Genomic DNA, 15,202 nt, shown 5'->3' with positions numbered 1-15,202 from the left:
GCAGCCTCGCCACCTCGCAGCTTGCTCGCTGGCGCTGACGGCACGGGAAGAGAAGACTTCGCCCGGCATGGTGGCCGAGCATGGGAATCGCCACGGGTCTGTAGGAACAACGGCCCTGGCTCACATCCGGTGGTGACGGATCGTGTCCGTTATCCGAGGAGGATGCGGTGGCGGAGCAGGGTGAAGCCTGCTCGTCCGTGCATCTGGCGTGCGATGCGTTTGGTCTTGGTGTTGACGCCTTCGGTGGGGCCGTTGCTGTAGGGCGGTGTCAGCGCGGCGTTCATGGCGTCGCGGTCGCGGTCCAGGCCCCGGGTGAAGGCGTGCAGATACGGAAGGTCGACGGTGCGGACCTGGTCGATCCAGCGGGAGAGCCGGTCGGTGTTTCCTGCGTGAGGGGTCAGGAGCGCGGCGAAGCGCCCGACCGTGGCGGCGAGCTCGGTCATCTCTGGGCAGGCCGCGGTCAGCCGTGTCATCAGGTCGCGGTGGTCGGGTGTGAGGTTGGCGGGTCGGGTGAGGATCATGCGGGCGAGCCGGCGTGGGGAGATGTGACTGTGGTCGGCGTCCGCGCGCCCCTGGTTGATGTACTTGTGCAGCAGGTTGAGGCAGCCGGTGAAGCCGAGGGCCTTGATCTGGTCGTAGAGGTGCGCGACGGGGACGGCGGGGTCCTCGGCCCGGCGGGTGCGCAGGTGCTCGCGGTAGGGGTCGACGAGGCTGGGCCGGTACTTGGGGACGCGGAGGATCCGTTCGGGTCGGTCGGCTCGGGCGTAGCGTTTGACGGTGTTGAGCGCCAACTGTAGGCGGCGGGCGCATTCCAGCAGGCCCACGCCCTGGTCGAGCAGGTCGTGGACCTGGTGCCAGCGGTGCAGGGTCGTCTGCGCGCGGGGTCCGTCGTACACCGGTGCGTCCAGGATGGTGGCCCAGCAGGTGCTGTGCGCCTTCGCTTCGCTGAGGGCGGCTTCGCACAGGTTGTGCCACTGAGGTGCCCCGAGGATTCCGGACAGGGAGCCAATAAGGTTACCCTGTAAGGAAAGTCGAGGGAAGAAGCGCGATGGCACGCATAAGCTCATACACCCCAGAGTTCCGTGAAGAAGCAGTGCAACTCGTTCTACAGTCGAACAAGCCAGTGTCGCAGGTTGCCCGGGAGATCGACGTTCACCCGGAGACGCTCCGTTCCTGGGTCCGCCAGTACCGGCGGGAAAACAGCGGCGCCCAGGACAGCCCACCGATCGGCGTCGACGAGCGCGCTCGACTGAAGGAACTCGAACGTCGCAACCGGGAACTCGAAATGGAGAACAGCTTCCTGAAAAAAGCCGCGGCGTACTTCGCGAAGGACCCTCGGTAACGAGCTTGTACGAGTTCATCGAGACGATGCGACTCGACACCGCGAAGTACGCCTACCCCGTCGACTTCATGTGCGAACAACTCGGCGTGTCCAGGTCCGGATACTACGAATGGCGAACCCGCCCCGACTCCGCGACCGCCACCCGCCGCGCCCACCTTCGATCGGCCATCGAGGAGGTGTTCGCCGCGTCCGACGGCACCTACGGGCATCGACGTGTCCACGCGCAACTGCGGCGCCAGGGCGTGTCCGCCGGGCCGGAACTCGTCCGCCAGCTGATGCGCGAGCTCGGGCTCGTGCCGTGCCAGCCCCGCCCGAGGCGGTGGGGTCTCACCCAGTCGTCGTCCGGCACGGTGCCTGACCTCGTCGGCCGGGAGTTCACCGCCGACGCGCCTGGCGAGAAGCTCGTCGGCGACATCACGTACATCCCGACCGGCGAGGGGTGGCTGTATCTGGCGACCGTCATCGACTGCTGCACGAAGGAAGTCATCGGATACGCGATGGACGACCACTACCAGACGCCGTTGATATCCCGCGCCATCCGTAACGCCGCCCGGAATCGCGAACTCAGGAAGAACGCCATCTTTCATTCGGACCGGGGCAGCAACTACATGTCGGACGACTACGGCAGAACGCTGCGGGATCTGAGGTTGCGGCGATCTGCTGGCCGGACCGGAACTTGTTTCGACAATGCGATGGCGGAATCGTTCTTCGGTGCGCTGAAGAACGAACGCGTGTCGCGTGTGAAGTATCCCACTCGTGAGGCGGCACGCCGGGACGTTACTGCCTACATCGAATTCTGGTACAATCGTCAGCGTCTGCATTCAGCGGTGGGCTACCGACCTCCCCGGGAAGTCCACGCAGAGTTCGAGAACCTTCAAATCGCGGCGTGAAAGAACCGGCCGAACCACTGTCCGGAAAACGCGAGGCCCCTCACAGCCGGTGTGTGCGTCGTTGACTGCACGCCGCACATCAGACAGACAGCGGTGCCGTGTGGAGTCCGTGCCCGCACCACGATCCGCTCGCCCTCGTCGACCACATCCTCGATGACCAGCGGGGAAAGACCCGAGAACATCGTCTGCGCAAGCGTGTTGGCGTCGATCACGCGGGTGTCAACGAGCCGGACGACCCTCCGTCACCACCGCGTGTGAGCCAGGGCCGGAAACTTGACAGACCCTCTGTTGGAGCCGGCGACGCAATGCGAACGTTGTTGGTGACTGGATAGGTTCCTGATCCCGGTGATGCTGTCTGCTGTGGAGGCTGGTAGGTTGACCAGCCATGCCCGCCGATCCGCCGCCGTCGTATGACGAGTTGTTGGCGTTGAACGCCGGGCTGGCCGCACGGCTGGAGCAGGCGCTGACGCGGATCGCTGAGCTTGAGGCCCGGTTGAAGCAGTCGTCGAGCAACTCGTCGAAACCGCCGTCGAGCGACGGGCTGGCCAAACCGGCGCCGAAGTCGCTGCGGGGCCGTTCGGGTCGCCGGCCGGGCCGCCCCACCGGGGGCGAGGGCACCACCCTGTCCCAGGTGGCCGATCCGGACGTGATCGTCCGGCACGTGCCGGACATCTGTGGCGGCTGCGGTGACGGCCTGACCGACCCCGCCGAGGTGACGGTCACCCGCCGGCAGGTGTTCGACATCCCCCAGCCCCGGGTCGTGGTGACCGAGCACCAGATCGTCACCGTCGCCTGCCCGTGCGGGCACCACACCACCGCCGCGACACCCGCCGGGGCCACCGCGCCCGCCGCCTACGGACCACGGATCGCCGCGATCGGCGTCTACCTGCTCCACGGACAGTTCCTGTCCATCGGCCGCACCGCCGACGCGATCCGTGACCTGTTCGGCCTGCCCGTCGCGCCAGCCACCATCACCGCCTGGGTCACCCGCACCGCCCTCGGCGTCATCGACACGGTGCTCCCCGTCATCCGCGACCGCATCAAGAACGCGCCGGTCGCGCACTTCGACGAGACCGGCATACGCGTCGACGGCCGCCTCGCCTGGCTGCACTCCGCCTCCACACCCACCGACGTGTTCCTCACCGTGCACCGCCGGCGCGGCACCGCCGCAATGGACGACGCCGGCGTGCTACCCGGATACACCGGCACCGCCGTGCACGACGCGTGGGCCCCGTACGACACCTACACCACCGCCCGGCACGCCCTGTGCAACGCCCACGTGCTGCGGGAACTGGTCTACGTGGTCGACACCGCCACCGGGCAGGTCGCCGACCTCGCCGGCCAGGCCATCGACGCCCTGCGGCACCTGAACCGCCTGACGGTCACGGCCCGCGCCGACGGCTGCGAACCCGACCCGGCCGACCTCGCCGAACAGACCCACCTGCTGCGCTCGGCCGTCGTGCTCGGCGCCGCAGCCACCGCCACCCGCACCGACAAGCTGCACCGCAAGTACCACGCCCTGTTCGTGCGACTACGGGACCGACGCGCCGACTACCTGCGGTTCCTCACCGACCCGGCCGTGCCGTTCGACAACAACCCGGCCGAGCGGACCATCCGCATGCCGAAACTCCGGATCAAGGTCTCCGGCAGCATGCGCACCATGACCGGAGCCGAACACTTCGCCGCGATCCGCAGCTACGCCGCCACCGCCACCCGACACGGCATCAACATGCTCGACGCACTCACCCGAGCCGCCGCCGGCAGCCCCTGGATCCCCACAACCGCCTAACCCACCTCGCGCGCTTGCGGTATTCCAAGGTCCCACGCACCTATCCAGTCACCGTTGTTGTCGCCGGCGTTGGTGTGGAAACTTCCCTCATCCACGCCGTCCTAATTGCCCAGGTAGCAAGATCGGCTGCCCGATCCGACTGAATCACAAGTGGCTGTCGGCTGCTGGCCGAATCGATCAGGTCTGACGCCGTGGGTTTCACCCGCTGCTCAAGCTGACTCACCCACCCGTTGTTGCAACCCTGACAGACCTCTCGCGCAACCAACGTCGGGACAGAACCTTGGCGCTCAGTCACTACAGTCGGATCCTCGGTGAAGACATCGACAGAAGCTCGCCGAAAGCCGGCATGGCGTACGTAGCGGGTGGCGTTCGAGGACTTCAGGTACCGGTGCATCCATCGAGGCCAGATGTGCTCTTGCTGAGAGATCCGGTTAGGCCACAGAACCCACACGCCCGACCCTGGCGTTCCCGGCCGCGCGGTCCGCTCGACACAATATCCCCCCCGCTACCCGGACTGCCGGGCCCTCTATCGACTAATCACCATCTGGCATCAGAAAGTAGCTCCCGCCGCACGAGCGCGCGCCATACTCGCACCCAGCCCGACTGAATAAGCCCTTTCGGCCGGGGCGAGGGGGGCGGTTACCGCGTCGGACCGCCGAGAACCGGAGGCCAACACGCTGCAGCGGGCTGGCGCCGTGCCATCCTGTCCACCCTGTGATCCAACAGGGCCGGCAAAGTGACCGCCGTCACATAATTGCATCTGCCGGGTCATGGGCCCCGTCAGAGGTCGAATGGGGGTCAAATGATCAAGGGCTTGCCCGTCCCGATTCGACAAACAAGCCCTTGACCCACTTAGGGGTGGAGCCGAGGGGACTCGAACCCCTGACCCCCACACTGCCAGTGTGGTGCGCTACCAGCTGCGCCACGGCCCCCTGGTCGGCCCGGATCTCCCGGGCACTCGGCAATATTACACATGCCCCTGCGCAGGGTCATCTCGCGGGGGTCAGTTCGACGAGACGTCCGCCGGGAAGTGCGCCACCGCCGACATCATGCCGCCCTGCCGGCGCAGCACCATCGGCCACAGGTCCTCCGGGCGGGTCATGAACGGATCATCCGGCAGGCCGTCCAGTACGAACCACGAGCCGGCGTTGATCTCCTCCTCGAGCTGGCCCGCCGACCAGCCCGAGTAGCCGGCGAAGACCCGGATGCCGGAGACTGACTCGGCCAGCGGACCGGGGTCGGTGGACAGATCCACGGTGCCCAACGGCCCGGCGATCCGGTGGAAGCCCTTCACCCGGCCGGTCTGGGTGCGGGTCCGGGCCAGGCAGATCGCCGACTCCGGCTGCACCGGACCGCCTTCGAACAACACCGAGGGCTCCCGGGCCAGGCCGGCCCAACCGCCCAGCACCTCCGCGACCGGCACCTCGGTGGCCCGGTTCAGCACCACGCCGAGCGCGCCGGCCACCTCGTGGGCGACCAGCAGGACCACCGTACGGTCGAAGTTGGGGTCTTTGAGCGTGGGAGTCGCGACCAGCAGTTGGCCGGTCATCGACGCCATCGACCGTCCTCCGATCCGCTGACCCTCACCCTGCACCTCGACCTCCTGTAGGCGCGCCTACCGCGCCGCCGTGACCTACCGCAGGCGCACGTACCGCGCCGGCGTGACCCGCCAGAGCGCGTGCGGGTCGCGCCGGCCGGACAGCCCATGGACCCGCGCAGCCCGAGGCCGTCGTCGGTGCCGTGAACGCCATGCCTGGCACCATAGCTTGCTCGGCAGCACCCGGTTAAGGTCTAACCGCGCGGGCGTGCCATCGGTGTTTCCGGTCACCCCGCCCGACCCGGGGAGGGACCAGGTGCAGGCACAGGCGGAACTGGCGGTCGTCGGCGGTTCGGGGCTGTACGCGTTGCTGGACAACGCGACGGAGCACCGGGTGGACACCCCGTACGGCGAACCGTCCGACGTGATCACCATCGCCGACGTCGGCGGACGCCGGGTCGCGTTCCTGCCCCGACACGGCCGGGCGCACCAGTACCCACCGCACCTGATCCCTTACCGGGCGAACATGTGGGCGTTGCGCTCGCTCGGCGTGCGCCAGGTGCTGGCCCCGTGCGCGGTCGGCGGACTGCGGCCCGATCACGGCCCGGGCACGTTCGTGGTGCCCGACCAGCTGATCGACCGCACCACCGGGCGGACGCAGACCTACTACGACCGGGGGGCGGTGCACGTCAGCTTCGCCGACCCGTACTGCCCGACCGGCCGGTCGATGCTGTTGCGGGTCGGCACCGAACAGGGCCTGGCACCGCGCGACGGCGGTACGGTCGTGGTCGTGGAAGGGCCGCGCTTCTCCACCCGGGCGGAGTCGCGCTGGTTCACCGCGATCGGCGGCACCCTGGTGAACATGACCGGCCACCCCGAGGCGGTTCTGGCCCGGGAGCTGGCCCTCTGTTACACCTCGATCGCGCTGGTGACCGATCTGGACGCGGGAGTCGACAGCGGGCACGCGGTCACCCAGGACGAGGTGTTCCGGGTCTTCGGTGAGAACACCGACCGGCTGCGCGGTCTGTTGCTGGCCGCGCTGGCGCAGTGGCCGACCGATCGCGACTGCGACTGCCCGCGGTCACTCGACGGGATCACCCTGCCGTTCGAGCTGCCCTGACGACAGCGGCCCGGACAGCGGCCCGGACAGCGGCCCGGACGACAGCGTCGCGGTGGCTGCGGGGGTCACCAGTACGGTCGCGGCGGTGATTCCGGCCGCGTCGAGGCACATCCTGATCCGGTTCGCGGTCGCGGCGTCCCCGGCGACGACGACGGCCTCGCCGACGGCGAGCTGCCAACTGGCAGCGGCCGGGTCGCCGTCGACGGTCGACCGGTGCAGCACCGCCACGGAGTCGTCGCCCGGCTCCTGACCCGGACCGTACGGCTGAGGCATGGCTCAGCCGGCCGTGACGACGTGCAGTGGCGTTCCGGTGAGCGCGTCGAGCACCGTACGGGCACCGAGCGGCTCGTCGAGAGTCACCGTGACGGGATGCAGCAACAGCTGGTCGGTGCAGGCGTCACCGCTGCGCACCACACCGCCGGAGACCACGACCGCGTCGGTGTACTCCTGAACGAACGGGGTGATCTCGCTGTCGCAGGCACCGACGCCGAGTCGGAACCCGAGATCGCTGCCGTCGACTCCGGTGAGATCCTGGGTGACGACGAAATCGGTCAGCCCGTCCGGCGCCGCGACCTGCGGGCTGGGTGTCGGAATGCTGACACTGTCGTCGACGGCGACCCGGGCCACCGCCGTGTCGAGCTCGGCGACCTCGAACAGCCAGGCCGGCACCTGCGCGGTGCCCCGGCTGGTCAGCAACTCGACGGTGCCGAGGGTGACCCCGGTAACGGTGAGCCCTGCGCAACCCGTCATCGGCAGGGAGTGCGTGACGCTGGTGTCCGGGCCACCGCTGGTCGACCCGGTCGGGTCGGGGCCGGGTCGCACGGGGTCGTCAGTCGGGCACGGCGGAGGGTCGCCCTGGTCGATGGCGGCGTACGCCTCGGCGGCGCTGACCACGGGTACGGACAGCGTCCCGTCGGGAAAGGTGACCGTGCCGTCGGCGGGCCGCTCGCCCGGCACCGGCACCTCACTGCGGAACCAGCCGGCGAGGAACGCCTGCTCGGTCTCGGGAGTGAAGCCGGGGTCGGCGGGAAGCACGGTCAGGCTCTGCAGTGGCGCGTAGCCGGCCTGCCACTGCGGCCGGCCGGCGGCCGTGCGCCAGGCCTCGGCGACCACGTCGGCGCGGCGCTGGAATGCCTCCCAGCGCTGGTCCGCCGGGCCGCCGGGTCCGCCAGGTCCGGTGGCGTCAGGGCGGGCACAAGCGGCGATCAACAGCAGCGGTACGCCCAGCAGGGCGATGAAACGGCGCATGTCGGGTCAGACGCACCCCGACGGGCACCGGTTCCCGGCACCAGGGCCGGCACCCCGACACTAGGGGGCTCCCTTGCTTCGCTGCTCCCGCCTATCAGCGGTCAGGGCGTCGAGCCCGGCCCGCTCATGCGACTGGCCCCCCGCCTGGTGGCGGAGGGCCAGTCGTCGTCCGTGGAGGTGCCGGGAATCGAACCCGGGTCCTTCGGCGTCTTGCCAGGGCTTCTCCGAGCGCAGCTCGCTGTGCCTCTACTCGGCCCCATCGATCACGCGAGCGAGTCGATGTGACGGGCCCAGCCGCAGTTGATCTCGCCGCACGAACCCCGCGACCGGGTTCGATTGGCCAGCCCTCTTACTGATGCCGGTTACTGGGCCGAAGGCACTCCCAGACCGACAGACTCGCTACTCGCCTCAGGCGGCGAGAGCGAAGTCAGCGCGATTAGACTTGGCGCTTATTGGTTTCCGACGATCGATTCTCGAGACGACGTCGGCTTCCTCGGCTCGCTTCCCCTGCCGCAACGTACGAAGTCGAAACCAGTCACCCCCTGGTGTGCCGTGCGGCGCACCAGACGAGCTGATGCGCCCTGCGGCCCGATGCGGTCCGCAGCTTCGTCAATCGTAACGCCTCCCGGCGACAACTTCATTCCGGTTCCGTGCGCCGGCGGTCAGACGCCGACGCACGGCCGCCCGTTCACGGTGCAGCCGGTCGGATTGACCTGTGATGACCGGTTTTTCTCCGCCTGGAAGCCGAACCGCACCTTCCCACCGGGCGCCAGCGGGCCGCCGGTGAAGACAAGGGTGTTGCCGGCGGTGGACGGCGTGGCGTTCCAGAAGCCGGTCACGGTGATCGCCACCGTGTCCGGGAAGGTCAGCCGTACGTCGAAGGTCTGGCTGCGGGCCGAGGAGTTGACCACGTCGACGTTGGCGACGAACCCCTGGTCCCAGGTGCTGCTCAACACGTACCGCGCGGTGACCTCGACCGCCGACGGCGGTGTCGGCGACGGACGGGCCGCCGGGGCGGAGGGGGCCGGTGAGGTCGGTGGGGCGGACGGCGCCGACGGGGTCAGACTCGGCGTGGCCGACGGCGACGACCCGGTGGGCGACGGCGACGGCGACGCGGTGGCTGACGGACCGGCACCGAGACCGCGCTCGGCCACCGGCGGTGGGCCGGGCAGCGAAGCGGACGGGTGGACGATGATCAGCTGGGCGGGTGCCGGATCGTCCCGGGCGATCGCCGCCCAGACGGTGCCGCCGAAGACGAGGGCGAGGACGACTCCGAGCCCGACCGCCCAGCCGGAACGGATCGGTGACAGCGACACGGCGTCGGGGGCGCGCCTAGGCATGGGTGCCTCCAGTGGTCAGGGCACCTGCCGGCATGTCAGTCCATACCCTTGCCCCGCCGGCCCACGGCCCGCTGGATCTCCCGGTCGGCGTCCCGCTTGGCCAGGTCCTGCCGCTTGTCGTACGACTTCTTGCCCCGGGCCAGCGCCAGCTCCACCTTGGCCCAGCCGTCGGAAAAGTAGACCTGCAGCGGGACCAGGGTCAGGCCGCCTTCGCGAAGCTTGCCGAGCAGCCGGTCGATCTCGGTGCGGTGCAGCAGCAGCTTGCGGGTCCGCCGTGGTTCGTGGTTGGTCCAGGTGCCCTGGACGTACTCGGGGATGTGCATGCCGTACAGGTAGATCTCGCCCTGCCGTTCCTGGGCGAAGGCGTCCACCAGCGACGCCCGCCCGGCCCGCAGCGACTTGACCTCGGTGCCGGTCAGGGCCATGCCGGCCTCGTAGACGTCGGTGATGGCGTAGTCGTGCCGGGCCTTGCGATTGGAGGCGACGACCTTGCGCCCCTTCTCCCGCGGCATCGCGCTGCCCCTCCCGACTGGCCGGACCGCACCCGCTCACCTGCGGTCGGTCGGTGTCGCCGGTCCGCCCGGCGACCGCGCAATGGTACCGCGCGACGCGGCCGGTGCCGGCACGGGTTTTCCGTGCCGGCACCGGCCGCGTCGACAGTGGCGTCGTAGGCAGGTGCCACGGTGGTGTCCGGCGGATGCGGGTCGCCGGTTGGCGGTCGACTCAGACCCGCAGGTAGAACCGCAGCGTCACCCAGGCGGTCACCGCGCTGACCAGGCTGCCGACACCGGCCATCAGCGGGAACATCAGCAGGACGCTGCTCCACTCGATCGGGGTCAGCAGCTCGGTGAGGTCCCGTAGCGAGCCGTCGAGCAGGAACATCTTGCCGAGCACCAGGGCACCGAAGCCGAGGATCGCGCCGAACAGGCCGGCGACGACCGCTTCCAGGACGAACGGTGCCTGGATGAACCAGTTGGAGGCGCCGACCAGCTTCATGACGGCGACCTCACGCCGTTTGCTGTACGCGGCGACCTGGATGGTGTTACCGACCAGCATCAACGCCGCGACCGCCATGATCGAGGCGGCGATCAGCGCCATGCTCTGCACCGAGCTGAGGATGTTGAAGATCTTGTCGAGCAGTCTTCGCTGGTCGACGATCTCGTCGATGCCCTCGGTGCCGTTGTACTTGTCGAAGATCGCCTGGTACTCCTCCGGGTCGACCAGCTTGATCCGGAAGGACTCCGGCAGCTGTTCCGGTTTGACCGCGTTCACCAGGTCCTGGGCGTCCGCGTAGAGGGTGCGGAAGCGCTCGTACGCCTCCTCCCGCGACTCGTAGGTCACCGTGGAGATCAGCGGGTCGGCGTCCAGCGAGCTCTGCAGGCTGGTGCGCTGCTCCTCGGAGACGTCGGAGACCAGGAAGATCGAGACCTCGATCTGGTCGTAGTAGAAGTCCTTCATCGAGTTGACCTGCAGGTACATCAGGCCACTCGCGCCCAGCATGGTGAGCGACACCGCCATGGTGATGATCATGGCGACGGTCATGGTCACGTTGCGCCACAGCCCGACCATCACCTCGGACAGGACGTATTTCGCGCGCATCGGGTTCCTCTTCCGGATCTGACGCAGAATGGTCGTTCTTGGTCACCACATGCTGGTCTGCTCGGGTCACCACGTGCCGGCCGCCGGTGACTACCGACGGCGTGGTGCTGTCACCCGTAGACGCCGCGTGCCTGGTCGCGGACGATCCGGCCGGCCTCGATCTCGATGACGCGGCGGCGCATCTGGTTCACGATGTTGGAGTCGTGGGTCACCATCACGACCGTCGTGCCGGTCCGGTTGATCCGGTCCAGCAGACGCATGATCTCGATCGACGTGTCCGGGTCCAGGTTTCCCGTCGGCTCGTCGGCGAGCAGGATCAGCGGGCGGTTCACGAACGCCCGCGCGACTGCGACCCGCTGCTGCTCGCCGCCGGAGAGCTCGTGCGGGTAGCGGTGCTCCTTGCCGCCGAGGCCGACCAGCTCCAGCACCTCGGGAACGACCCGGCGGGCCACCGCCTTGGTCTTGCCGATCACCTCGAGGGCGAAGGCGACGTTCTCGTACGCGGTGCGGTTGGGCAACAGCCGGAAGTCCTGGAAGACACAGCCGATGGAGCGCCGGAAGTGCGGGATCTTCCAGGAGCGCATGGTCGTGACGTCCTTGCTGTTCACGACGACCTTGCCCGTGTTGGGGGTCACCTCGTGCAGCAGCAGCTTGATGATCGTGGACTTGCCGGAGCCGGAGGGACCGATGAAGAAGACGAACTCGCCCTTCTCGATCGACACCGACACGTTGTCCAGCGAGGGCCGGGACGCCTTCGGGTACGTCTTCGTCACTTGCTCGAGCGCAATCACGGGTGGTGAGTCTACGCGGTGTAACCGCTACGCCAAGTCCAGCCTGAAGGCTGGTGTCTTGTATGTCGGCTATGTGCAAGGTTTCGTGTCAGGCGTTCCCCACGAATGCCGAGAAATCAACCGTCCGGACCGAACCGACACCACCCGAAATGATGGCCTCAGTCACAGCAAGTGTCGACCAGAAAACACGAAGAGTAGTTGACCTGCAGCGATCAGTGCTGGTCCTGGGCCATCTCCTGCTGCTTGCGCCATCGGATACCCGCCTCGATGAAGGCATCCAGGTCACCGTCGAAGACCGCCGTCGGGTTGCCGGTCTCCTGCTCGGTCCGCAGGTCCTTGACCATCTGGTACGGGTGCAGCACGTAGGAGCGCATCTGGTCGCCCCAGGAACCGGCCGCGTCCGTCTTGAGCCCGGCCATCTTGGCCTGCTCCTCCTGCCGCTTGCGTTCCAGCAACCGGGCCTGCAGCACCCGCAGCGCGGCCGCCTTGTTCTGCAGCTGCGACTTCTCGTTCTGGCAGGTGACCACGATCCCGGTGGGGATGTGGGTGAGCCGCACCGCCGAGTCGGTCGTGTTGACGCTCTGCCCACCCGGCCCTGACGACCGGTAGACGTCGGTCCGGATCTCGTTCTCCGGGATGTCGATGTGGTCGGTCTGCTCCACCACCGGCAGCACCTCGACGCCGGCGAAGCTGGTCTGCCGCCGGCCCTGGTTGTCGAAGGGACTGATCCGCACCAGGCGGTGCGTACCGGACTCGACGCTGAGAGTGCCGAACGCGTACGGGGTCTTCACGGTGAAGGTGGCCGACTTGAGACCGGCCTCCTCCGCGTACGACGTCTCGTAGACCTCGGTGGGGTAACCGTGCCGCTCCGCCCACCGCAGGTACATCCGCAGCAGCATCTCGGCGAAGTCGGCGGCGTCCACGCCGCCGGCCCCCGCCCGGATCGCCACCAATGCCTCCCGGGAGTCGTACTCCCCGGAGAGCAGCGTACGGACCTCCAGCTCCTCGATCGACTTGTGCAGCCCGGCCAGCTCGGTGCCGACTTCGGCGACCGTGCCGGCGTCCTCCTCCGCCTGTGCCATCTCCAGCAGCAAGGCCGCGTCGTCCAGCCGGGCACGCAACGACTCCAGCTTGGCGATCTCCGCGTTGGCGTACGACAGCCGGGAGGTGACCTCCTGTGCCCGCGCCTGGTCGTTCCAGAGGTCGGGGGCGGAGGCGGCCTCCTCCAGCTCCGCCTGGTCGCGGCGCAGTCGATCGATGTCGATGACCGCCTCGATCCGGCGAAGCGTGGCGTCAAGATCTTTTAGCTGGTCGGAATAGTCGGCACTGGTCACGACCGACAAGAATACGTCGTGACCGCCGCCGACCGGCGCCGGCGGTCAGCTCACCGGCGCGGACTTGAGCCAGGAGAGCACCGCCTTGTGGTACGCGACCGCGAACTCGAGGGCGGCGGCACCGAAGGTGTCCCCGTTCTTCTTCGCCTCACGCGCCTGCTCGCGGGCTGCCGCCAGCGCCTCGGTGTGATGCTCGCTCGCGTCCGCGTAGACCGTCTTCAGCTGCTCGGCCGTGTGGTGGTTGCCGAACGCCACCCGCAGGGCGATCGGGTTACGCACCGAGTCACGGCCGGGCGCGTCGGCCAGCCACTTGAGGAACGCCCGTTTGCCGGCCGCGGTGATCGCGTACGGCTGGCTGGACCGTGGCCCCGGCTTACCGAGCCGGACCAGACCCTGCTCGGCCAGCACCGGCAACTCCCGGTAGACCTGGCTGCGAGTCATGGACCAGTACGCGCCGAGCTGACGCTCGGCGGTGGCCATCAGTTGCCCACCTGTCATGGGTCCTTCATGGAGCAGGCCGAGAAGGGCCGCTGCCGTTGGATTGATACGAACTTCCGCCATGCCCTCTACGCTGCCACTTTGTCGCCTCTACGTCCAGGATTTGCCGCGATCCGCGACCAATCGTGTTCTATTGTGCACTGTCTGTGGACGACGGTCCGGTAAGGAAGATCAATATTTACCATCTGGCGCTAAAGCCGACAAAAAGGAGCATACCTGCCGCAGAATCCGGTCAACTAGAGCGTATTATTGATTTTTGATACATGAAGTCCAGTTCTTCTGACTAGTTCGGAGTGTCCGATCCGACCGTTCCGACCAACGGCCACTGTGGGACCGGATCTCCGATCCCGACACCCGGCTGACCAGGTCTTCCACCCGGAAAGGTCGGCCAGCCCCCCGGTTCGGCCGGTGGCGTCGGCCCGACCGGCACACCTGACCCGCCCGACCCGGCTGAACCTACCTGGCCACTCGCACCGTCCTGGCGGTCCGGTCCGGTCGACCTGCCCGGCTGGCCCGACGCCGACCCCGCCGGTGCGGTGGCAGCCGGCACCCCGGTGCCACTCGTCCGGCCCGTCGGCCTGGCGTCCTGTCCAGCCACCACCGTGAGCCCGATCACCGTGGACAGCAGCAGCGCCCCGCTGCCGGCCGCCGCGCCGAGCCGCAGCAGTCCTCGCTGCCGAACCGGCCGCGCCACCGGCCGCGACACAGCCGCCGACCCGGTCACCTCCGCCGACCCGGTACCGCCCACCGAGGCGGCGGTCACACCGGACGGACCGTGGCTACCGGCCGAACCGGACGCCGACGCTGTCCGCGGCCACCAGGTCACCGCGTCCACCGGCAGCACCGGCAGCGCCGGACGACCGTCGAGAGCCGGCTCCAACCCGCGCAACCGGGCGGCCAGCGACGCGGCGTCGGGCCGGCGGTCCGGCTGCGGATCCAGGCACTGCTCCAGCAGCGGCCACGCCGCCGACGGCCACCCCGGCGGCGGCACCGGCACACAGCGGCCGTGCCGCGCCAACACCTCGTCGGCCGACCCGCCACGGTACGGGGTACGTCCACACAGCAGCTCGAACAGGACGATCCCGAGGGCGTACACGTCCGACGCCGGACCCGAGGCCCCGCCAGCGGCGATCTCCGGTGCCGCGTACTCCGGGGTCGCCAAGGTCGACCGTCCGACCACCGGGACCGACGTCGCCCGCGCCGCGCCGAAGTCGATCAGCCGGACCCGGCCGCCGTCGGCCGGCACCAGCAGGTTCGCCGGTTTGACGTCACCGTGCACGATGCCCTGCTGGTGCAGATAGGCCAGCGCGGTGGCGACCTGCGCGGCGACGTCGACCGCTGCCGCCGGCGGCAGCGGTCCGCCCCGACGCAGCCGGGTCCGCAGGTCGTCGCCGTCGATCAGGTCGAGCACCAACGCCGGCTGGTCCGCGACCGTCGTACGGGCACGCAGCCGGATGACGTTCGGATGGTCCAGCCGCGACAGCAGCGTCGCCTCGGTACGGAAGCCCTCGACCAGATCGGCCTGCCCGGCCGACTCCGGCCGCAACAGCTTCACCGCTACCGGTACGTCCTCGCGCAGGTCGTGCGCGCGGTGGACCGCACCGATCGCACCCCTGGCAATCTGGGCGCCGAGCCGGTACCGCTGTGCCGGCGGCTGCCCACCCGTCTGCTCACCATCCACGTCGCTGACGGTAGGGCGGCGGACGCCGCCGCG

14 protein-coding genes, 1 tRNA gene, 1 other RNA gene and 1 pseudogene are annotated in these 15,202 nt (G+C 68.8%); 3 read left to right on the top strand and 14 right to left on the bottom strand.

What is annotated here, in order from left to right; genetic code table 11:
* Positions 1–149: 149 nt before the first annotated feature.
* Positions 150–974: pseudogene (locus tag O7608_RS09365) on the bottom strand (transposase); the annotation flags it as partial.
* A 74-nt stretch (positions 975–1,048) separates the two neighbouring features.
* On the opposite strand from O7608_RS09365, the gene O7608_RS09360 reads away from it, so the two are divergent.
* Positions 1,049–2,232 (top strand): IS3 family transposase gene (locus O7608_RS09360; protein WP_421359974.1). Its coding sequence is split into 2 segments (ribosomal slippage): positions 1,049–1,304 and positions 1,304–2,232, totalling 1,185 coding nucleotides; the frame shifts between segments, so codons are not numbered across the junction.
* Here the strand turns inward: O7608_RS09360 and O7608_RS09355 are convergent.
* Positions 2,217–2,444 carry a hypothetical protein gene (locus O7608_RS09355; protein ID WP_289211156.1) on the bottom strand — a complete coding sequence of 76 codons (228 nt, stop codon included), beginning with the start codon at positions 2,442–2,444 and terminating at the stop codon, positions 2,217–2,219. The two genes, O7608_RS09360 and O7608_RS09355, sit on opposite strands and share 16 nt — an antisense overlap.
* Before the next feature lie 173 nt (positions 2,445–2,617).
* Here O7608_RS09355 and tnpC point away from each other — a divergent pair, with 173 nt between their 5' ends.
* Positions 2,618–4,021 carry an IS66 family transposase gene (tnpC, locus tag O7608_RS09350; protein ID WP_289208516.1) on the top strand — a complete coding sequence of 468 codons (1,404 nt, stop codon included), beginning with the start codon at positions 2,618–2,620 and terminating at the stop codon, positions 4,019–4,021.
* Between the two features lie 859 nt (positions 4,022–4,880).
* Here tnpC and O7608_RS09345 read toward each other — a convergent pair.
* Positions 4,881–4,953, bottom strand: a tRNA-Ala gene (locus tag O7608_RS09345).
* Between the two features lie 71 nt (positions 4,954–5,024).
* Entirely contained in the window at positions 5,025–5,579 is a 555-nt protein-coding gene (locus O7608_RS09340; RefSeq protein ID WP_282223789.1) for a YqgE/AlgH family protein, read from the bottom strand.
* Between the two features lie 295 nt (positions 5,580–5,874).
* Here O7608_RS09340 and O7608_RS09335 point away from each other — a divergent pair, with 295 nt between their 5' ends.
* Entirely contained in the window at positions 5,875–6,678 is an 804-nt protein-coding gene (locus O7608_RS09335; RefSeq protein WP_289209559.1) for an S-methyl-5'-thioadenosine phosphorylase, read from the top strand.
* Here the strand turns inward: O7608_RS09335 and O7608_RS09330 are convergent.
* From O7608_RS09330 to O7608_RS09285, 10 genes are all read right to left on the bottom strand, one after another.
* On the bottom strand, positions 6,640–6,951 hold the full coding sequence (locus O7608_RS09330; protein WP_289209558.1) for a hypothetical protein: 312 nt from the start codon (positions 6,949–6,951) through the stop codon (positions 6,640–6,642). The two genes, O7608_RS09335 and O7608_RS09330, sit on opposite strands and share 39 nt — an antisense overlap.
* Before the next feature lie 3 nt (positions 6,952–6,954).
* A complete protein-coding gene (locus O7608_RS09325) occupies positions 6,955–7,926 on the bottom strand; it encodes a hypothetical protein (protein WP_289209557.1) in 972 nt (323 codons plus the stop codon).
* 169 nt (positions 7,927–8,095) lie between these two features.
* Positions 8,096–8,469, bottom strand: a transfer-messenger RNA (tmRNA) gene (ssrA, locus tag O7608_RS09320).
* A 119-nt stretch (positions 8,470–8,588) separates the two neighbouring features.
* Positions 8,589–9,266 (bottom strand): cellulose binding domain-containing protein, encoded by a 678-nt coding sequence (locus O7608_RS09315; protein ID WP_289209556.1) that lies wholly within the window; start codon positions 9,264–9,266, stop codon positions 8,589–8,591.
* 35 nt (positions 9,267–9,301) lie between these two features.
* Positions 9,302–9,778 carry an SsrA-binding protein SmpB gene (smpB, locus tag O7608_RS09310; protein ID WP_289209555.1) on the bottom strand — a complete coding sequence of 159 codons (477 nt, stop codon included), beginning with the start codon at positions 9,776–9,778 and terminating at the stop codon, positions 9,302–9,304.
* A gap of 211 nt (positions 9,779–9,989) precedes the next feature.
* Positions 9,990–10,865, bottom strand: coding sequence for a permease-like cell division protein FtsX (gene ftsX / locus O7608_RS09305; protein ID WP_289209554.1), 876 nt, complete (start codon positions 10,863–10,865; stop codon positions 9,990–9,992).
* A 110-nt stretch (positions 10,866–10,975) separates the two neighbouring features.
* Positions 10,976–11,656 carry a cell division ATP-binding protein FtsE gene (gene ftsE / locus O7608_RS09300; RefSeq protein WP_289209553.1) on the bottom strand — a complete coding sequence of 227 codons (681 nt, stop codon included), beginning with the start codon at positions 11,654–11,656 and terminating at the stop codon, positions 10,976–10,978.
* A gap of 212 nt (positions 11,657–11,868) precedes the next feature.
* The gene (gene prfB, locus O7608_RS09295) at positions 11,869–12,990 is read right to left on the bottom strand and encodes a peptide chain release factor 2 (protein WP_289209552.1); all 1,122 of its coding nucleotides are present in this window, start codon (positions 12,988–12,990) and stop codon (positions 11,869–11,871) included.
* 45 nt (positions 12,991–13,035) lie between these two features.
* Positions 13,036–13,551 (bottom strand): PadR family transcriptional regulator, encoded by a 516-nt coding sequence (locus tag O7608_RS09290; protein WP_282223798.1) that lies wholly within the window; start codon positions 13,549–13,551, stop codon positions 13,036–13,038.
* Between the two features lie 220 nt (positions 13,552–13,771).
* Positions 13,772–15,169 carry a serine/threonine-protein kinase gene (locus tag O7608_RS09285; protein WP_289209551.1) on the bottom strand — a complete coding sequence of 466 codons (1,398 nt, stop codon included), beginning with the start codon at positions 15,167–15,169 and terminating at the stop codon, positions 13,772–13,774.
* Positions 15,170–15,202: the final 33 nt, after the last annotated feature.

The organism is Solwaraspora sp. WMMA2056 (genome assembly GCF_030345095.1).
GTDB lineage: Bacteria > Actinomycetota > Actinomycetes > Mycobacteriales > Micromonosporaceae > Micromonospora_E.
The sequence above is the reverse complement of the archived record's forward strand: the minus strand, read 5'-3'. Positions and strand labels throughout refer to the sequence as shown.